Below are 15,535 nucleotides of genomic sequence, written 5' to 3'. Positions count from 1 at the left end.
CGGTGACGAGCTCGAGGTACGCGGCGACCGCGTCGTCGAGCGCCGCCGGATACGGATTCTCCGGGGCGAGACGGTAGTCCAGGACGTACACGGCCGACGCGGTCGCGGCGGCGAGGTGCGCGGCCAGGGACCGGTGCGTGGCCGGGGATCCGGCGGTGTACGCGCCGCCGTGCAGGTACAGCACCGCGGAGCGCCGCTCGGTCGCGCCGACGGTGATCCGTTCCGCGGGGCGGCCGGCGAGGGTGGTCCGCCGGACCACCGTGCCGGTCGGCAACGTCTGGATCGGCGCCGCCAGCGCGAGCAGCCGTCGCTGCATCGGATACGACAACCGCGGGTTGAGCACGAGCCGGTACATCGGACGCAGGGCCGCGCGCACGAGCGGCAGCGGGAGCTGGGGCATGTCGGTATCTCTATCCCTTCGGCAGCACGCGGCCGGCGATGTTCGCGACCACTCGTTGGTAGGACGGTCCGAGCAGCCGCACCCACGCGTCGAGCAGTTTCGCATCGCCGCCGATGAGCACCCGGGCGCGGTTCTTCCGTACGCCGTCGACGATGGTCTTCGCGGCGTCCTCCGGGGAGGTGCGGGCGAGCTTGCTGTCGAAGAACTGGGCGAAGCTCGCCTGGTCGACACCGTCGGGCACGGTCGCGTTGCGGGCGATCGCGGTCTTGATGCCGCCCGGGTGCACACACGTGACCCGGACCGGGTGGCCGGCGATCAGCATCTCCTGCCGCAGCGACTCGGTGAATCCGCGAACCGCGAATTTCGCTGCGTTGTAAGCGCTTTGACCGGGGATCGAGAGCAGGCCGAACAGCGACGAGACGTTGATCAGATGACCGTCGCCGGACGCGATCAGGTGCGGCAGGAACGCCTTGCTGACGTTGACGACGCCCCAGAAGTCGACGTCCATGACGCGTTCGATGTCCTTGAACTCGGTGCGTTCGAACTCGCCGTGGTACGCGATGCCCGCGTTGTTGTAGACCTGGTTCACCGTGCCGAACCGCTCGAGCACCGCGTCGGCGTACGCGAAGACCGCCTCGCGCTGGGTGACGTCGAGGTGGGTGGAGTGGACCTCGGCGCCGAGTTCCTCTGCCCGCCGGACGGTTTCGGCCAGACCCACGGTGTCCACGTCGGACAGGGCGAGCCGCGCGCCCTTCGCGGCGAGCGCCACGGCCAGTGCTCGGCCGATACCCGAGCCGGCGCCGGTGACGACGGCGACCCTGCCTGCGAATTCGCTCATCGGACTGCCGCCTTCCCGGTGCTGTGCTCGGTCTGCTCGGTGGTGGTCACCGTGGGGTCGATCGCTGCGGCCGGCGGGACGAGGTCCGCGGCCGCGACGCCACGATACGCCTCGAGGTCGAATTTCTTGGTCAGGCGCCGGAATTCGAACGTGAAGCCGGGCCACAGGGTGGTGTTGTTGCCGTGCTTGTCGAGGTACCAGCTCGCGCAGCCGCCGTTGTTCCACACGCTGTTCTTCAGCGCGGCCTGCAACTTGCGGTTGTACTCGTCCTGGGCTTCCTGCCGGACCTCGATCGTCCCGATGCGGTGCCGGTCGAGGGTTTCGATCGCGTCGACGACGTAGTTGAGCTGCGATTCGATCATGTACACCATCGAGGTGTGGCCCAGGCCGGTGTTCGGGCCGACGAGGAAGAACAGGTTGGGGAAGCCGGCGACCGCGCTGCCCTTGTAACCCTGCATGCCGGTCTCGTCGAACACCTCCGCCAGCGAGCGGCCGTCCTTGCCGACGATGCCTGCGAAGGTGGGGGAGTCGGTGACGTGGAAGCCGGTCGCGACGACGATCGCGTCGACCTTCCGGACCGTGCCGTCGCGGGTGACGACGGCGTCGGGGCGCACCTCGGCGATGCCGTCGGTGACGAGGTCCACGTTCGGGCGGGTCAGCGCGGGGTAGTAGTTGTTGGAGATCAGCATGCGCTTGCAGCCGATCCGGAAGTTCGGGGTGACCTTGCGGCGCAGTTCCGGATCGGGGATCTGCCGGCGCAGGTGCCGGCGGGCCGCGAACTCGAGCGGTTTCATGAAGATCGGGGCCTTGGCCAGGCCCACCACCTGCGTCTCGCGGGTGAGGTACTGCAGGGCGCGCGACAGCCGCTGGGCGCCCGGCACGTACTTGAACGCGAGGTGTTCGGCGGTCGTGTACTCGCGATCCGCGCGGGGCAGGATCCACGGCGCGGTGCGCTGGTACACGTCCAGGTGTTCGACGCGGCCGGCGATCGCGGGCACGATCTGGATCGCGGAGGCACCGGTGCCGATCACCGCGACCCGTTTGCCGGTCAGGTCGGCGTCGTGGTTCCAGCGTGCCGAATGGAAGATCTCGCCGTCGAAGCTGCCGATGCCGGGGATGTCCGGCAGCGACGGCTCGCACAGCGCACCCACGGCGGAGACCAGCACCTTCGCGCTGTAGTCACCGGTGGTGGTGTGCACGTCCCAGCGGAAGGTCGCGGGGTTCCAGCGGGCGCCGAGCACGTCGCACCCGAACACCGTGCGGCGCCGCACGTCGTACTTGTCGGCGACCCCGGTGATGTAGCGCTGGATCTCCGACTGCGGCGAGAACGAGCGGGTCCAGTCCGGGTTGAGGGCGAAGGAGTACGAGTAGAGATTCGACGGCACGTCGCACGCGGCACCCGGATAGGTGTTGTCGCGCCACGTGCCGCCGACCTCGGTGCCGCGTTCGAGGACGAGGAAGTCCTTGCCGGCGCGGGTGAGCCGGATGGCGGCCCCGAGTCCGGCGAACCCGCTGCCGATGATCAAGGTCTCGACCTGCCGCACGGCGGTGCCGGCAGCGGAGATATCTGTAACCGGAAGACTCATGTATCCGAGCGTAGGTCCCTATTGAGGGATGGTCAATAGCATTGTTGACTCTAATTCAACAGAGGTGCTTGCATGGCACTTGTGAAGAACTCCGGCCCCAAACGCACCCGGCTCAGCCCGGAGCAGCGCCGCGCGCAGTTGATCGACCTGGGCGTGCAGATGCTGTCGGAGCGGCCGCTCGAACAGATCTCCGTCGACGACATCGCCGATCAGGCCGGGGTGTCCCGGGGCCTGCTGTTCCACTACTTCTCGAGCAAACACGAGTTCCACGTCGAGATCGTCCGGCACATCAGCCGCGACATGCTCGAACGCACCGCGCCGGACGAGAGTCTCGATCCGATCGCGATGCTGCGCGGCACCCTGGTCGCCTACGTCGACTACGTCACCGAACGCCGCGACACCTACGTGTCCATGCTGCGCGGGGCCGCCAGCAGCGACCCCGACATGACCGAGCTCTTCGAACGGACCCGGACCGCGATGGTCGAGCGCACCGCCGCGCACCTGCCGATGCTCGGGATCGAGGTGACCCCCGCCGTCCATCTCGCGGTACGCGGATGGATCGCGTTCGTCGAGGACACCACCATCGAATGGCTGCGCAATCCGCAGATCACCCGCGAGGAGTTCATCGACCTCGCGGTCGGCGCCCTGCCCGCGGTGGTCGTGGTCGCGGGGGCGCCGGCGGAAGCCGTGCCGGAGGTGCACTCACCCGTCCCGAAATAGCGCGAACCGGGCCGGCCCGCCCCGAAGGGCAGGCACGACCCGGTTCGCATGAGAACCGTCTTTCGAAGAAAGGCGGGGTGTGCGGAGAAGGTGCGGGCTACCGCGCGAACGCCTTCTCGATGATTTCCTGCTGCTCGACCGCGTGGACCTTGCTCGAGCCCGACGACGGCGCGGACATCGAACGACGCGACACCCGCTTGATGCCGGTGAGCTTCTCCGGCAGCAGTTCCGGCAGCGCCAGGCCCAGGAACGGCCACGCACCCTGGTTCGCCGGCTCTTCCTGAACCCAGAAGAACTCGGTCGCGTTCGGGTACTGGTCGAGGGTCTCGGCGATGCGACGACGCGGCACCGGGTACAGCTGCTCGATGCGGACGATCGCGATGTCCTCGCGGTTCTCCTTCTGCTTCTTCGCGAGCAGCTCCCAGTAGAGCTTGCCGGAGGTCAGCAGGATGCGGGTCGCCTTGGTGCGGTCGGCGATGCCGTTCTCGTAGGGAACCTCTTCCAGCAGCGAGCGGAACTTGCCCTGGGTGAAGTCCTCGACATTGCTGACCGCGGCCTTGTTGCGGAGCATCGACTTCGGCGTGAACACCACGAGCGGGCGGCGGATGCCGTCGAGGTGGTGACGACGCAGCAGGTGGAAGTAGCTGGCCGGAGTCGACGGAACCGCCACGGTCATCGAACCCTCGGCGCACAGCTGCAGCCAGCGCTCGATACGGCCGGACGTGTGGTCCGGGCCCTGACCCTCGTGGCCGTGCGGCAGCAGCATCACGACGTCGGAGAGCTGGCCCCACTTGGCCTCACCGGACGAGATGAACTCGTCGATGATCGACTGCGCGCCGTTGACGAAGTCACCGAACTGGGCCTCCCACAGCACCAGCGCGTCGGGGTTGCCCACCGAGTAGCCGTACTCGAAGCCCAGGCCCGCGAACTCGGTCAGCGCCGAGTCGTACACCATGAAGCGGCCGCCGTTGCCGGACTGCGCGGCCAAAGTGGCGAGCGGGTTGTACTCGTCGCCCGTCTTGCGGTCGATGAGCACCGAGTGACGCTGCGTGAACGTGCCGCGGCGCGAGTCCTGGCCGGCCAGGCGCACCAGCGCGCCCTGCTCGGCGAGCGAACCGAACGCGAGCAGTTCCGCGAAGGCCCAGTCGATGTTGCCCTCGCGCGCCATCTCGCGGCGCTTCTCGATGACCGGCTTGACGCGCGGGTGCACGTTGAAGCCCTCGGGAACGTTCGCGAACTGGTCGCCGATGCGCTCGAGCACCGACTTGTCCACGGCGGTGGTCAGGCGCGGCGCCGGCGTCTGGTCCAGCTCGACCGACTCCGACGGTTCCGGCTTGTACTTCTCGAGCTCGCGGACCTCGTTGAACACGCGTTCCAGCTGGCCCTGGTAGTCCCGCAGCGCGTCTTCCGCTTCCTTGAGCGAGATGTCGCCGCGGCCGATGAGGGCCTCGGTGTAGCTCTTGCGGACGCTGCGCTTGGTGTCGATCACGTCGTACATGGCCGGCTGCGTCATCGACGGGTCGTCGCCCTCGTTGTGGCCGCGGCGGCGGTAGCAGATCATGTCGATCACGACGTCCTTGTGGAACTTCTCGCGGAAGTCCACGGCGAGCTGCGCAACCCAGACGCACGCCTCCGGATCGTCGCCGTTGACGTGGAAGATCGGCGCGCCGATCATCTTCGCGACGTCGGTGCAGTACTCCGACGAGCGCGAGTGCTCCGGCGCGGTCGTGAAGCCGACCTGGTTGTTGACGACGATGTGCACGGTGCCGCCGGTGCGGTACCCGCGCAGCAGCGCCAGGTTCAGCGTCTCGGCGACGACACCCTGCCCGGCGAACGCGGCGTCGCCGTGCAGCAGCAGCGGCAGGACGGTGAAGCCGCCCTCACCCTTGTCGAGGATGTCCTGCTTGGCGCGGACCAGGCCCTCGAGGACCGGGTTGACGGCCTCGAGGTGCGACGGGTTCGCGGTCAGCGACACCTTGATGTCGTTCTCGCCGAACATCTGGATGTAGGTGCCCTCGGCGCCGAGGTGGTACTTCACGTCGCCGGAGCCGTGCGCGGCGGCCGGGTTCAGGTTGCCCTCGAACTCGGTGAAGATCTTCGAGTACGGCTTGCCGACGATGTTGGCGAGCACGTTGAGGCGACCGCGGTGCGGCATCGCGATGGCGACCTCGTCGAGCTGGTGCTCGGCGGCCTGGTCGATGATCGAGTCCATCATCGGGATGACCGACTCGGCGCCCTCGAGCGAGAACCGCTTCTGGCCGACGTACTTGGTCTGGAGGAACGTCTCGAACGCCTCGGCGGCGTTGAGGCGGCTCAGGATGTACTTCTGCTGCGCGACCGTCGGCTTGACGTGATGCGCCTCGACCCGCTCCTGCAGCCACTGCTGCTGCTCCGGCTCGAGGATGTGCGTGTACTCGATGCCGACGTGGCGGCAGTACGCGTCACGCAGCACCGACAGCACGTCGCGCAGCTTCATGCGCTGCTGGCCGTGGAAGCCGCCGACGTTGAACTCGCGGTCGAGGTCCCACAGCGTCAGATCGTGCGTGGTGACGTCGAGATCCGGGTGCGAGCGGAACTTGTCCTTGACGAACTGCAGCGGGTCGGTGTCGGCCATGAGGTGGCCGCGGCTGCGGTACGCCGCGATCAGCTCGAGCACGCGGGTGCTCTTGTCGACCGCGCCCTCCGGCACGTCCTTGCGCCAGCGGACCGGCTCGTAAGGGATGTGGAGGGTGTGGAAGATCTCGTCGTAGAAATCGTCGGAGATCAGCAGCTCGTGAACGGTCTTGAGGAACTCGCCCGACTCGGCGCCCTGGATGACCCGGTGGTCGTAGGTCGAGGTGAGGGTCAGCAGCTTGCCGACGCCCAGTTCCGCGATGCGCTCGTCGGAAGCACCCTGGAACTCGGCCGGGTACTCCATCGCGCCTGCGCCGATGATGGCGCCCTGACCGGCCATCAGGCGCGGCACCGAGTGCACGGTGCCGATGCCGCCGGGGTTGGTCAGCGAGATCGTCACACCGGAGAAGTCGTCACCGGTGAGCTTGCCGTCGCGGGCGCGGCGGACGATGTCCTCGTACGCCGAGTAGAACTGCGCGAAGTTCATGGTTTCGCAGTTCTTGATCGCGGCGACCACGAGCGAACGTTGTCCGTTCTTGCCCGGCAGGTCGATCGCGAGACCGAGGTTGGTGTGCGCCGGCGTCACCAGGTTCGGCTTGCCGTCGATCTCGGCGTAGTGGTTGTTCATGTTCGGGAACGCCTTGACCGCCTGGACCAGGGCGTAACCGAGCAGATGCGTGAACGAGACCTTGCCGCCCCGGGTACGGGCGAGGTGGTTGTTGATGACGATCCGGTTGTCGAACATCAGCTTCGCAGGGATGGCGCGAACGCTGGTGGCGGTGGGGATCGAGAGCGAGGCGTTCATGTTCTTCGCGACAGCGGCGGCGGCACCGCGGAGAACCTTCTTCTCCTCGGCGGCGGGCTTGTCGGAAGAGGGGGCAGCCGGCTTCGGAGCAGCAGCTGCGGGCTTCGCGGGCGCGGCGGCGGGAGCCGCGGCCTTCGGAGCGGGTGCTGCCTTCGGTGCGGGCGTCGGGGCGGGAGCCGTCGCAGTGGCGGTCGGAGCGGTAGCGGTGGCGGTCTCGATGCCGTTTGCACCACCTGCGACCGCTGTTTCGGGGGAATAATCTGTCAGGAATTCGTGCCAACTCGCGTCCACGGACGAAGGATCGTCCTGAAAGCGCTGGTACATCTCGTCAACCAACCACTGGTTCTGACCGAACTGTGATGTAGAGCTGCTGCTCACGGCAGTTGTTCGCCTCGTTTCTTTCTTCGGTACCCGATCGGAGCGCCTGTATTCATGAGGCTATCCCGTGCGTGCGGCGATCGTAATTGATCGAACATGCGTCGAGATCTACCTCACAATTTGTGCTTCGACTTCGACGGGGTCTCCATCGATGACGGTTCTCGACGACCGATTATTCCCTGCGCGGGTTTCTGCCGCATCACAGAGGGTCTGGTATACGCCGCCCGCGTAACGGAGCGCCGCGTGCGGTCCGGTCTCGACGATCCGTCCGCCGTCGACCACCACCACGCGGTCGGCGCGGGCCGCGGTTCCCAGGCGATGCGCGACCACCACGGCGGTCCGGGAACGCGCGACCTTCTCGCCGGCCTCCAGAACGGCCCGTTCGGTGCCCGGATCGAGGGTCGCGGTCGCCTCGTCGAGAAGCAGCAGGTCGGGATCGACGAGCTCGGCGCGGGCCAGCGCGACCAGCTGCCGCTGGCCCGCGGACAGGCCCTGGCCGCGTTCGCCGACCGGATGATGCATTCCGCCGGACAGGGTCGCGATCATGCCCAGTGCACCGACCGCGCGGGCCGCGGCCTCGATGTCGGCGCGGTCCGCGTCGGGGCGGCCGTACGCGATGTTGCTCGCGACGGTGCCCGTGAACAGGTGAGCCTCCTGCGGCACGACACCGAGCCGGCTGCGGTAGTCGGCAAGCCGATAGTCCCGCAGGTCGACGCCGTCGACGCGCACCGAACCGGAGGTCGGATCGTAGAAGCGGGCGAGGAGCTTGACGACGGTGGACTTGCCGGCGCCGGTGCGGCCGACGAGCGCGACCGTCGAACCCGCCGGGATGTGCAGTTCGACGTCGGTGAGCGCGTCGGTTTCGGCGCCGGAATACCGGAAGCCGACGTCGGCGAGGTGCACGTCGCCGCGCAGGTGCCCGGTCACCGGCACCGAGCCGGGCGGACCGGCCTCCAGCGAACTCTCGGTGCGCAGCAGGTCGCCGATGCGGCGCAGCCCGACGCGGGCCTGCTGATACCCGTCGAACACCTGCGACAGTTGCTGGATCGGGCCGAACAGCAGGCTCAGGTACAGCACGAACGCCACCAGCACGCCGGGCGTCGCCTCACCCGCCGCGACCTCCCGGGCACCGACGTACACGACCGCCGCGAGCGCCAGGTCCGACAGCATGGTGATGAACGGGAAGTACAGGGAGATCGCCCGCTGCGAGCGCATGCGGCTGCGCCGGTAGGCGTCGGCGCGTTCGGCGAACCGCTGCGCGGCGAACGCCTCCCGCCGATAGGCCTGCGCGGCACGCAGACCGGTGACGTTCTCCTGGAAATCCGCATTGACGATCGAGATGCGCTCGCGCGAGATCGCGTACGCCGACGACGACACCTTCCGGAACCAGAAGGTCGCGATCAGCAGCGGCGGCACCACCGCCAGCGCCACCAGCCCCAGCGAGACGTCGGTGACCAGCAGCGCCACGGAGATGCCGGTGACGGTGAGCACGCTGACCACCGCGGTCGACAGACCGGTCTGGATGAACGACGACAGCGCATCGACGTCCGTCGTCATCCGGGTCATGATCCGCCCGGACAGTTCCCGCTCGTAGTAGTCGAGTCCGAGCCGCTGCAGATGGGAGTAGCTGCGCACCCGCAACCCGAACAGCACCCGTTCCCCGGCCCGGGCGGTGAGCACCGTCAGCACCGCGACCACCGCCCAGCCGAGCAGCGCGAGCAGCATCCCGGCGCCGACCGCGGCCCACAACCGGGCGGGATCGCCGGGCGTGACGCCCTGGTCCACGGCGTACTGCACGATCGAGGGGAACCCGATCGAGGTGAGCGATTCGACGATCAGGCACAGCACGACCGCGCCGAGCAGCAACCGGACGGGCCGCAGCGTCGTCCACAGCCGGAACCCCGGATCGGGGCGGCGCAGCGACCGGGACTGCAGGTCGCGATGCCGGCCCGGGGTTTCGGTGGCCGGGGGCAGCGCCGCCACCGCGGCCCGCAGTTCCGGGGTGGGTGCGACGGAGCCGAGCGCCCCGCTCATCGGGCCGCCGCCACCACCGCGTCCGCCACCGCCCGGACCACCGCCGGGACCTGTAGGGGCAGGGGAGGCGGGGGACCTTCCGGCCTCGTCCGGGTCGGCCGTCACTTCCGGCCACAGCTGCTCGGCCGACAGTTCGGGCCCGGGGGTGAGGGGAGCGGTGTCGGGGTCGTCGTCGCCGGTGCCGGTGAGCAGCGCCCGGAACAGTGCGTTGCGTTCCTCGAGTTCGTCGACGGTCCCGATGTCGACGATGCGGCCCTCGTCGAGGACCGCCACCCGATCCGCGAGCGACAGGGTCGAGCGGCGGTGCGCGAGCACGAGGGTGGTGCGCCGACGCTGTGCGCGCAGCGCCGCGAAGATCGCGGCCTCGGTCTCGGCGTCGACGGCGGAGGTCGCGTCGTCGAGGATCAGCACCCGCGGATCCAGGAGCAGCGCCCGGGCCAGCGCGACCCGCTGCCGCTGCCCGCCGGACAGGGTCAGACCGCGTTCCCCGACGACGGTGTCGTACCCGTCGGACAGGTTCTCGACGAACTCGTCCGCGCGGGCCGCGGCCGCGGCGGCCCGGATCTCGTCCGGGCTGGCGTCGGGCCGGCCCAGCGCGATGTTCGCGGCGATCGTGTCGGAGAACAGGAACGGTTCGTCGAACACGAGGCCGACGGCTTCGCGCAGCTCGTCGCTGCGCAGCGAGCGCACGTCCAGTTCGAAGCCGTCGCCGGTCAGGCTCACCGACCCGGCGTCGGGCGCGTAGAAGCGCGGTAGCAGCAGCGACAGTGCGGTCTTCCCGGACCCGGCCGGGCCGACCACGGCGACGGTCTCGCCGGGAGCCACCTCGAGATCCACGCCGCGCAGGACGTCGCGGCCGGTTTCGAACCCGAAGGTGACGTCGCGCAGCGCCAGCCCCAGCGGACCGGCGGGCAGCGGCACCGGGTGCGGCGGGTCCGCGACGTCGGGTTCGGCGTCGATCACCTCGTAGACGCGTTCGACGGCGGCGCGCGAGAGCTGCGCCATGATGATCACCGACGACAGGGTGCGGGTCGTCGCGCTCATCGTCGCCAGGTACGCGGTGAACGCGAGGAACGTGCCGACCGTCACGGTGCCGTGCAGCGCCAGCCACCCGCCGAGCGCGATGGTCGCGACCAGGCCGAGTTGCGGGATCGCGCCCATCGGTGCGGTGAACCGGGCATTGATGCGGGCCGCGCGCATCCGTTCGGCGTACAGCGCCAGGCCGTGCCGTTCGAGTTGGTCGACTGCGCGGTCCTCCTGGCCGAAGCCCTTGACGACGCGCACACCGGTGACTGTTTCCTCGACGTGCTGCGCCAGGTCGGCGGCGCGTTGCTGCGCGGACCAGGTCGCGGCGAACAGTTTCGGCCGCACGGTCCGGACGATCAGCGCGATGACCGGAACGGTCACGACGGCGATGAGGGTGAGCAGCGGCGACAGCACCGCCATGATGACCAGCGCCAATACGAACTGCAGCAGGGCGCCCGCCGACATCGGCACCATCGCGAGCAGTCCCTGGACGAGCTGCAGATCGGTGATCGAGCGGGACACGACCTGCCCGGTGCGGATCTGGTCCTGGCCGCGCCCGTCGAGCCGCTGCAGCGACCCGAGCAGCCGCAGCCGCAGGTCGTGCTGGACGTTCAGCGACAGTTGTCCGGCGAGCATCCGGCGCCCGTACTGGCAGCCGAACCGGACCAGCGCACCACCGGCGATTCCCGCGGCGGCGACCCCGATCAGGTGCAGGTCGGCGCCCTGCGGGTGGGTGGCGCTGTCGAGTGCGAGTTTCGTCAGGAGCGGGAAGCCGATGTCGATGAGCGCGGCGACGACCGTCGCCACCAGTGCGCCGATGGCGACGGCACGGTGACGGAAGGATTCGGTGCTCAGGCGTCGGATCCAGCCGGGGGACTGCGAGTCGTGGTGCATCGCTGCCGACATTAGCGCCAGGCGCCGACGGCGCCCGTGTTCCTTTGTGGCGGTGGGGACCGCCATTAGGGCACACGGGGGCGTCAGCCCACGTCGCGGCTGCGGACCCGCCACCAGCCGAGCGCGCCGACGAGCAGCGTCCAGCCGATCAGCGCGAGCGGAGCCCCGGGCCAGCGAACGGCCATGTCGCCGGTTTCGGGAATGTCGATGACCCCGACGATCGTGTACCAGGTGAGCTGGACGGGGAGCAGGTCCGCGATCGCGCCCAGCCCGAGGCCGTGCAGGATCAGCGACACGATCAGTTCACCGAACGGCACCCACGCGGAGATGGCGAGCACGCTGCCGACCGTCGAACCGGTGAGCAGACCGAGCCCGGACCCCATGAGGGCCCACAGCGCGGCGCAGAGCATGCCGGTGGTGAGGACCGCCGCGAGCTGACCGAAATCGGATCCGCTGGAGGGGCCGCTGTCGCCGCCGGCGAACATCAGGACGGTCAGAACGGCCGCGATCTCCACGACCACGCAGTACAGCAGCCCGAACGCCGCGGCGGTGACGTACTTGGCGGCGACCACCCCGTCGCGGCCGCGGGTGGTCAGGAACGTCGTCGCCATCGTCCGATGCTGGAATTCGGTGCCGCCGTTCACCGCGCCGAACACGGCCGCGAACAGGAACACCAGCGCCAACGCCAGCGCGATGCCGATCGCCGCCGACACGGTGGACGCGAAACCCTCACCGACGATGTCCTCGACCTGACGGGCGAGCGGCAGGGTCAGGGCACCGGTGAACAGACCCACCACGACCGGCGCGATCCCGAGGATCCACCAGTAGCGCAACCCGAGGACCTTGCGGACCTCGGCGTTCAGAAGCGCGGTCAACGTTGGAATCCTCCCGGTCCGAAGGGCGGTTGGTGAGGTGCGGGCACGCCCGGCGGGGACTGCTGGGCCGGAGGCTGCTGGTACTGCGGGGGCGCCAGGCCGGCCTGCTGGTACTGCTGCGGTGGGTACGGGTGCTGCGGGTGCTGATGATGCGGGGACTGGGGGACCGGCGGCGCGTACCCGGGCGGGACGGGGCCCGGCGCAGGCGGTCCCGGCTGGTGGTAGCCGTGCGACGCGGCGTAGCGACCGCTGGTCATGGACAGGAACACCTGCTCGAGGTCGACGTGTTCGACGTGCGTGCCGAAGATCGTGACCTTCTGCTCGGCCGCGAGCGCCGCGATCCGTTCGGGATCGGCCCCGACGACCGCGAGCCGCCCGTCGCCCTGGATCTGCGCGTCGGTGATTCCGGCGGCCGCCAGGGCCGCCGCGAGACGGGCCGGATCGGAGCAGGCCACCAGGACACGCGAGCGGTAGGCGTTGCGCAGGTCCGCGGTGCTGCTCTGGTGCACGAGGGTGCCGTTGGAGACGATCACCAGATGGTCGGCCATCTGCTCGACCTCCCGCAGGATGTGGCTCGACACCAGCACCGTGCCGCCGGATCGGGCATACGACTGCAGGAATTCGCGCAGCCAGGCCATGCCCTCCGGATCGAGGCCGTTCGCCGGTTCGTCGAGCACCAGGTAGCGGGGTTGTCCCAGCAGCGCGGTCGCCAGCGCCAGCCGCTGGCGCATCCCGAGGGAGAACTCGCCGGTGCGCCGGGTCGCGACCGAACCCAGACCGACCAGGTCGAGAGACGCCCGCGCCTGGGAGAGCGGCACCCGCATCGCCGTGCAGTACACCTCGAGATGGGTGAGTGCCGTGTGCTTCGGGTGCGCGCCCTGCGCGTCGAGAACGGCACCGACGACCCGCCCCGGCTGCGGCAGTGACGTGTACGGGACGCCGTCGATCAGCGCGATTCCCGCTGTCGGGCGCACCAGGCCCAGCAGCATCCGCAGCGTGGTCGTCTTCCCGGACCCGTTGGGCCCGAGGAAACCGGTGATCGATCCCGGCGGCACCGTGAACGACAGGTTGGAGACGGCCGGGATGTTCCTGTACATCTTGGTCAGTCCCTGCACGGCGATGCCCGGCGGCGGCCCGGAACCGGGGAACGCATCGGGTGCCTGCGCGAACGGTGCGGTCAAGAACTTCCCCCGTCTGTGCCGGTCCACGTGGTCGTCGCGAGCCTACGTGCCCGCCTCCCCGGCTGCGAGACGCCGGTGCTCGAGGAACGGCAGCACCGCGCGGAGGAACTCGGTGGGCGCCTCGAGCTGGGGGCAGTGCCCGGCGTCGGGGATGATCACCACCCGCCGGTCCGGCCCGCTGACGACGCGGCGAGCCGCCCGCGCCGGCGTGAGCCGGTCGTGCGCACCCCACAGCAGCAGCGTCGGCATCGTCAACGCGTGCACCATTTCCGGGATCGGGAGTCTCCCGAGTTCACGCACCGCGATCCGGCCGACCCGCAGCATCGTGTCCATCCGCCGCCGGTCGGCGAAGTTCGCGGTGAACGCGGACAGCGTGGCCGCATCCATCCGTTCCGGCCGGTGCAGCGCCGCCCGCGTGTAGAACTCGCCGATCACGCGCTGCATCACCGGCATCGGAACCGGCCGGGACATCATCCGGGACATCAGGTCCAGGGGAAGCCGCGCGCTCTCCGTCCAGACCCGCGGAATCCCGGCCAGGCCCGGCATGTCCGAGAGCACCACCCGGTCGGTTCGTTTCGGATGCACCGACGCGAACGCCAGCGCCGTGACCGCACCGAGCGAGTTGCCGATCAGCGCGACCGGTTCGGTGCGGTCCGCGACGAGATCCGCGACGGTGTCGACGTAGTGGTCGAACACCGGTGCCCGCCACTGCGCGTAGCTGCGACCGAACCCCGGTAGATCCACTGTGAGCACCCGGTACCGTTCGGCGAGTTCCGGTTCGACCTTGCACCATGTGCCGCCGTGATCGGAGTAGCCGTGCAACAGCACGACGGTCCGTGAGCCGGTACCCGACTCGCGGACGTACACCGACGGCGCGGACATGTCAGGGACTGGTCGACGCGGCGCTCGGCAGGGCACTCGCCGTGCCGGGTTCGAGCGCGGCGGGTGCATCCGGCCACTGCGCGGGTGCCGGACCGAACGCGGTACGGGCGTTGCTGATGGTGCGCTTGCCGAGCGCGCGGTTACCGGCGCCGCCGATGACCGCCCCGATCCCGGCGGGCACCAGCTTGCCGAGGATCAGCGCGCTGCGCTTGGCGAAGTATTTGCGGATGAACTTCTTGACCAACGAATTGTTGAGCAGCTTCAGCTGGGAGCCGGGGATCTTGCCGGTGATCGCCGACGTCCAGTTCTTCATCGTCGTGCCGGTCGCCTTGCTCACGACCTCCATGCCGGTCTCACCGAGCGCCACGGCCAGGACGAGTGCGCGGCGCTGCTCGTGATCCTGCGGGTGGACGCCGTGCACCGACGCGACGGCGAGCGTCAGCAGCGCCGACGCCTCGAGGAAGAACATGGTCTCGGCGCCGACCGCCCCGACCGCGGTGAGGGTTCCGACCCCGGGGAACGCGGCGGTCGCACCGACCGCGGATCCGCTGCCCGTGACGCCGGTCAGGAACATCTTCTCGAGACGTTCGATGATCTGCGCGGGCGACTCGTCGGGATGCGCCCGGCGGACCCGGTCGACGTACTTCGCCACCGCGGGGCCCTGCAGCCTGCTGCCGTTGTCGAGCAGCGTGACGAGGAACTTCTCGATCGGCCCGGATTTTTCGCTCATCGGTTCGCCTTTCGTGTCGCCGCCCTGTGTGTCGCCGTCTTCGTGTCGCGGAGGCACATCCGGGGGTGCACGGCCGACTATAGATATTTCCGGCGACAAGCCGGTGGGATTGCGACCGGACCGCGCCTACGCTGGCGATTGTGCCGGGGGTCTCCGAGGGAGCGCGACGGCGGCCGGCGCCGCCGTTGCGGCCGTACGTGCGCTGGTACGAGGGCTACCGCCTCACCGGATTCCCCGCAGGCAAGCATCTGGGACTGCCGTCGCAGGACCTGACGGTCGTGCTGACGATCGGCGAACCCCTCGACCTCGCCCGCGCCGCCGCGCCCGGACAGCAGCCGGGCAGGTTCCAGGCACTCGCCGGCGGACTCACGACGTCTCCGGTGACGATCGCGCACGACGGTAACCAGCACGGCATCCAGCTGGCGCTGACCCCGGCCGGTGCCCGCGCCCTGCTCGGCGTCCCGGCCGGGGCACTCGGTGCGTGGGTCGTGGACCTGGAGGACGTGCTCGGCGCCGACGCGCGCGAGTTGCAGGACCGCATCGCCGCGACCGACGAATGGGCGGAGCGGTTCG

At 69.5% G+C, this 15,535-nt stretch carries 10 protein-coding genes and 1 pseudogene; 2 read left to right on the top strand and 9 right to left on the bottom strand.

Annotation, left to right across the window (positions count from 1 at the left end; all coding sequences use genetic code 11):
• The 3 genes from ACN675_RS22925 to ACN675_RS22915 all read right to left on the bottom strand — a co-directional run.
• Positions 1 to 400: alpha/beta hydrolase fold domain-containing protein (locus ACN675_RS22925; protein ID WP_420753030.1), on the bottom strand; the 400-nt coding region annotated here is incomplete at its 3' end.
• Positions 401 to 410: 10 nt separating this feature from the next.
• Complete coding sequence (locus ACN675_RS22920) at positions 411 to 1,238, bottom strand: SDR family NAD(P)-dependent oxidoreductase (RefSeq protein WP_420753029.1); 828 nt, start codon at positions 1,236 to 1,238, stop codon at positions 411 to 413.
• On the bottom strand, positions 1,235 to 2,824 hold the full coding sequence (locus tag ACN675_RS22915) for a flavin-containing monooxygenase (RefSeq protein ID WP_420753028.1): 1,590 nt from the start codon (positions 2,822 to 2,824) through the stop codon (positions 1,235 to 1,237). The genes ACN675_RS22920 and ACN675_RS22915 overlap by 4 nt, the downstream gene beginning before the upstream one ends.
• Positions 2,825 to 2,896: 72 nt before the next feature.
• Here ACN675_RS22915 and ACN675_RS22910 point away from each other — a divergent pair, with 72 nt between their 5' ends.
• The gene (locus tag ACN675_RS22910; RefSeq protein ID WP_420753027.1) at positions 2,897 to 3,544 is read left to right on the top strand and encodes a TetR/AcrR family transcriptional regulator; all 648 of its coding nucleotides are present in this window, start codon (positions 2,897 to 2,899) and stop codon (positions 3,542 to 3,544) included.
• A 97-nt stretch (positions 3,545 to 3,641) separates the two neighbouring features.
• Here the strand turns inward: ACN675_RS22910 and ACN675_RS22905 are convergent, their stop codons facing one another.
• The 6 genes from ACN675_RS22905 to ACN675_RS22880 all read right to left on the bottom strand — a co-directional run bounded on the left by ACN675_RS22905 (position 3,642) and on the right by ACN675_RS22880 (position 14,962).
• A complete protein-coding gene (locus tag ACN675_RS22905) occupies positions 3,642 to 7,340 on the bottom strand; it encodes a multifunctional oxoglutarate decarboxylase/oxoglutarate dehydrogenase thiamine pyrophosphate-binding subunit/dihydrolipoyllysine-residue succinyltransferase subunit (RefSeq protein ID WP_420753026.1) in 3,699 nt (1,232 codons plus the stop codon).
• Positions 7,341 to 7,448: 108 nt separating this feature from the next.
• Positions 7,449 to 11,294, bottom strand: a complete 3,846-nt coding sequence (locus ACN675_RS22900) for an ABC transporter ATP-binding protein (RefSeq protein WP_420753025.1) — start codon at positions 11,292 to 11,294, stop codon at positions 7,449 to 7,451.
• 83 nt (positions 11,295 to 11,377) lie between these two features.
• On the bottom strand, positions 11,378 to 12,169 hold the full coding sequence (locus tag ACN675_RS22895; RefSeq protein ID WP_420753024.1) for an ABC transporter permease: 792 nt from the start codon (positions 12,167 to 12,169) through the stop codon (positions 11,378 to 11,380).
• Positions 12,166 to 13,350 carry an ATP-binding cassette domain-containing protein gene (locus tag ACN675_RS22890; protein ID WP_420753023.1) on the bottom strand — a complete coding sequence of 395 codons (1,185 nt, stop codon included), beginning with the start codon at positions 13,348 to 13,350 and terminating at the stop codon, positions 12,166 to 12,168. Before ACN675_RS22890 ends, ACN675_RS22895 begins: the two co-directional genes overlap by 4 nt.
• Before the next feature lie 42 nt (positions 13,351 to 13,392).
• Positions 13,393 to 14,232 carry an alpha/beta fold hydrolase gene (locus ACN675_RS22885; protein ID WP_420753022.1) on the bottom strand — a complete coding sequence of 280 codons (840 nt, stop codon included), beginning with the start codon at positions 14,230 to 14,232 and terminating at the stop codon, positions 13,393 to 13,395.
• A 1-nt stretch (position 14,233) separates the two neighbouring features.
• Entirely contained in the window at positions 14,234 to 14,962 is a 729-nt protein-coding gene (locus ACN675_RS22880; protein WP_420753021.1) for a hypothetical protein, read from the bottom strand.
• 140 nt (positions 14,963 to 15,102) lie between these two features.
• Between ACN675_RS22880 and ACN675_RS22875 the strand changes: the two are divergent.
• A pseudogene (locus ACN675_RS22875) lies at positions 15,103 to 15,535 on the top strand (AraC family transcriptional regulator); the annotation flags it as partial.

It is taken from the genome of Rhodococcus sp. O3 (assembly GCF_048897285.1).
Lineage (GTDB): Bacteria > Actinomycetota > Actinomycetes > Mycobacteriales > Mycobacteriaceae > Rhodococcus.
This window is presented reverse-complemented; position numbering and strand designations above follow the sequence as displayed.

What these genes read in the sequence shown, in the direction of transcription:
- ACN675_RS22900 (WP_420753025.1), bottom strand. Translation starts at nt 11,294, where the DNA reads ATGCACCACGACTCGCAGTCCCCCGGCTGGATCCGACGCCTGAGCACC.
- ACN675_RS22915 (WP_420753028.1), bottom strand. Translation starts at nt 2,824, where the DNA reads ATGAGTCTTCCGGTTACAGATATCTCCGCTGCCGGCACCGCCGTGCGG.
- ACN675_RS22880 (WP_420753021.1), bottom strand. Translation starts at nt 14,962, where the DNA reads ATGAGCGAAAAATCCGGGCCGATCGAGAAGTTCCTCGTCACGCTGCTC.
- ACN675_RS22910 (WP_420753027.1), top strand. Translation starts at nt 2,897, where the DNA reads ATGGCACTTGTGAAGAACTCCGGCCCCAAACGCACCCGGCTCAGCCCG.
- ACN675_RS22885 (WP_420753022.1), bottom strand. Translation starts at nt 14,232, where the DNA reads ATGTCCGCGCCGTCGGTGTACGTCCGCGAGTCGGGTACCGGCTCACGG.
- ACN675_RS22920 (WP_420753029.1), bottom strand. Translation starts at nt 1,238, where the DNA reads ATGAGCGAATTCGCAGGCAGGGTCGCCGTCGTCACCGGCGCCGGCTCG.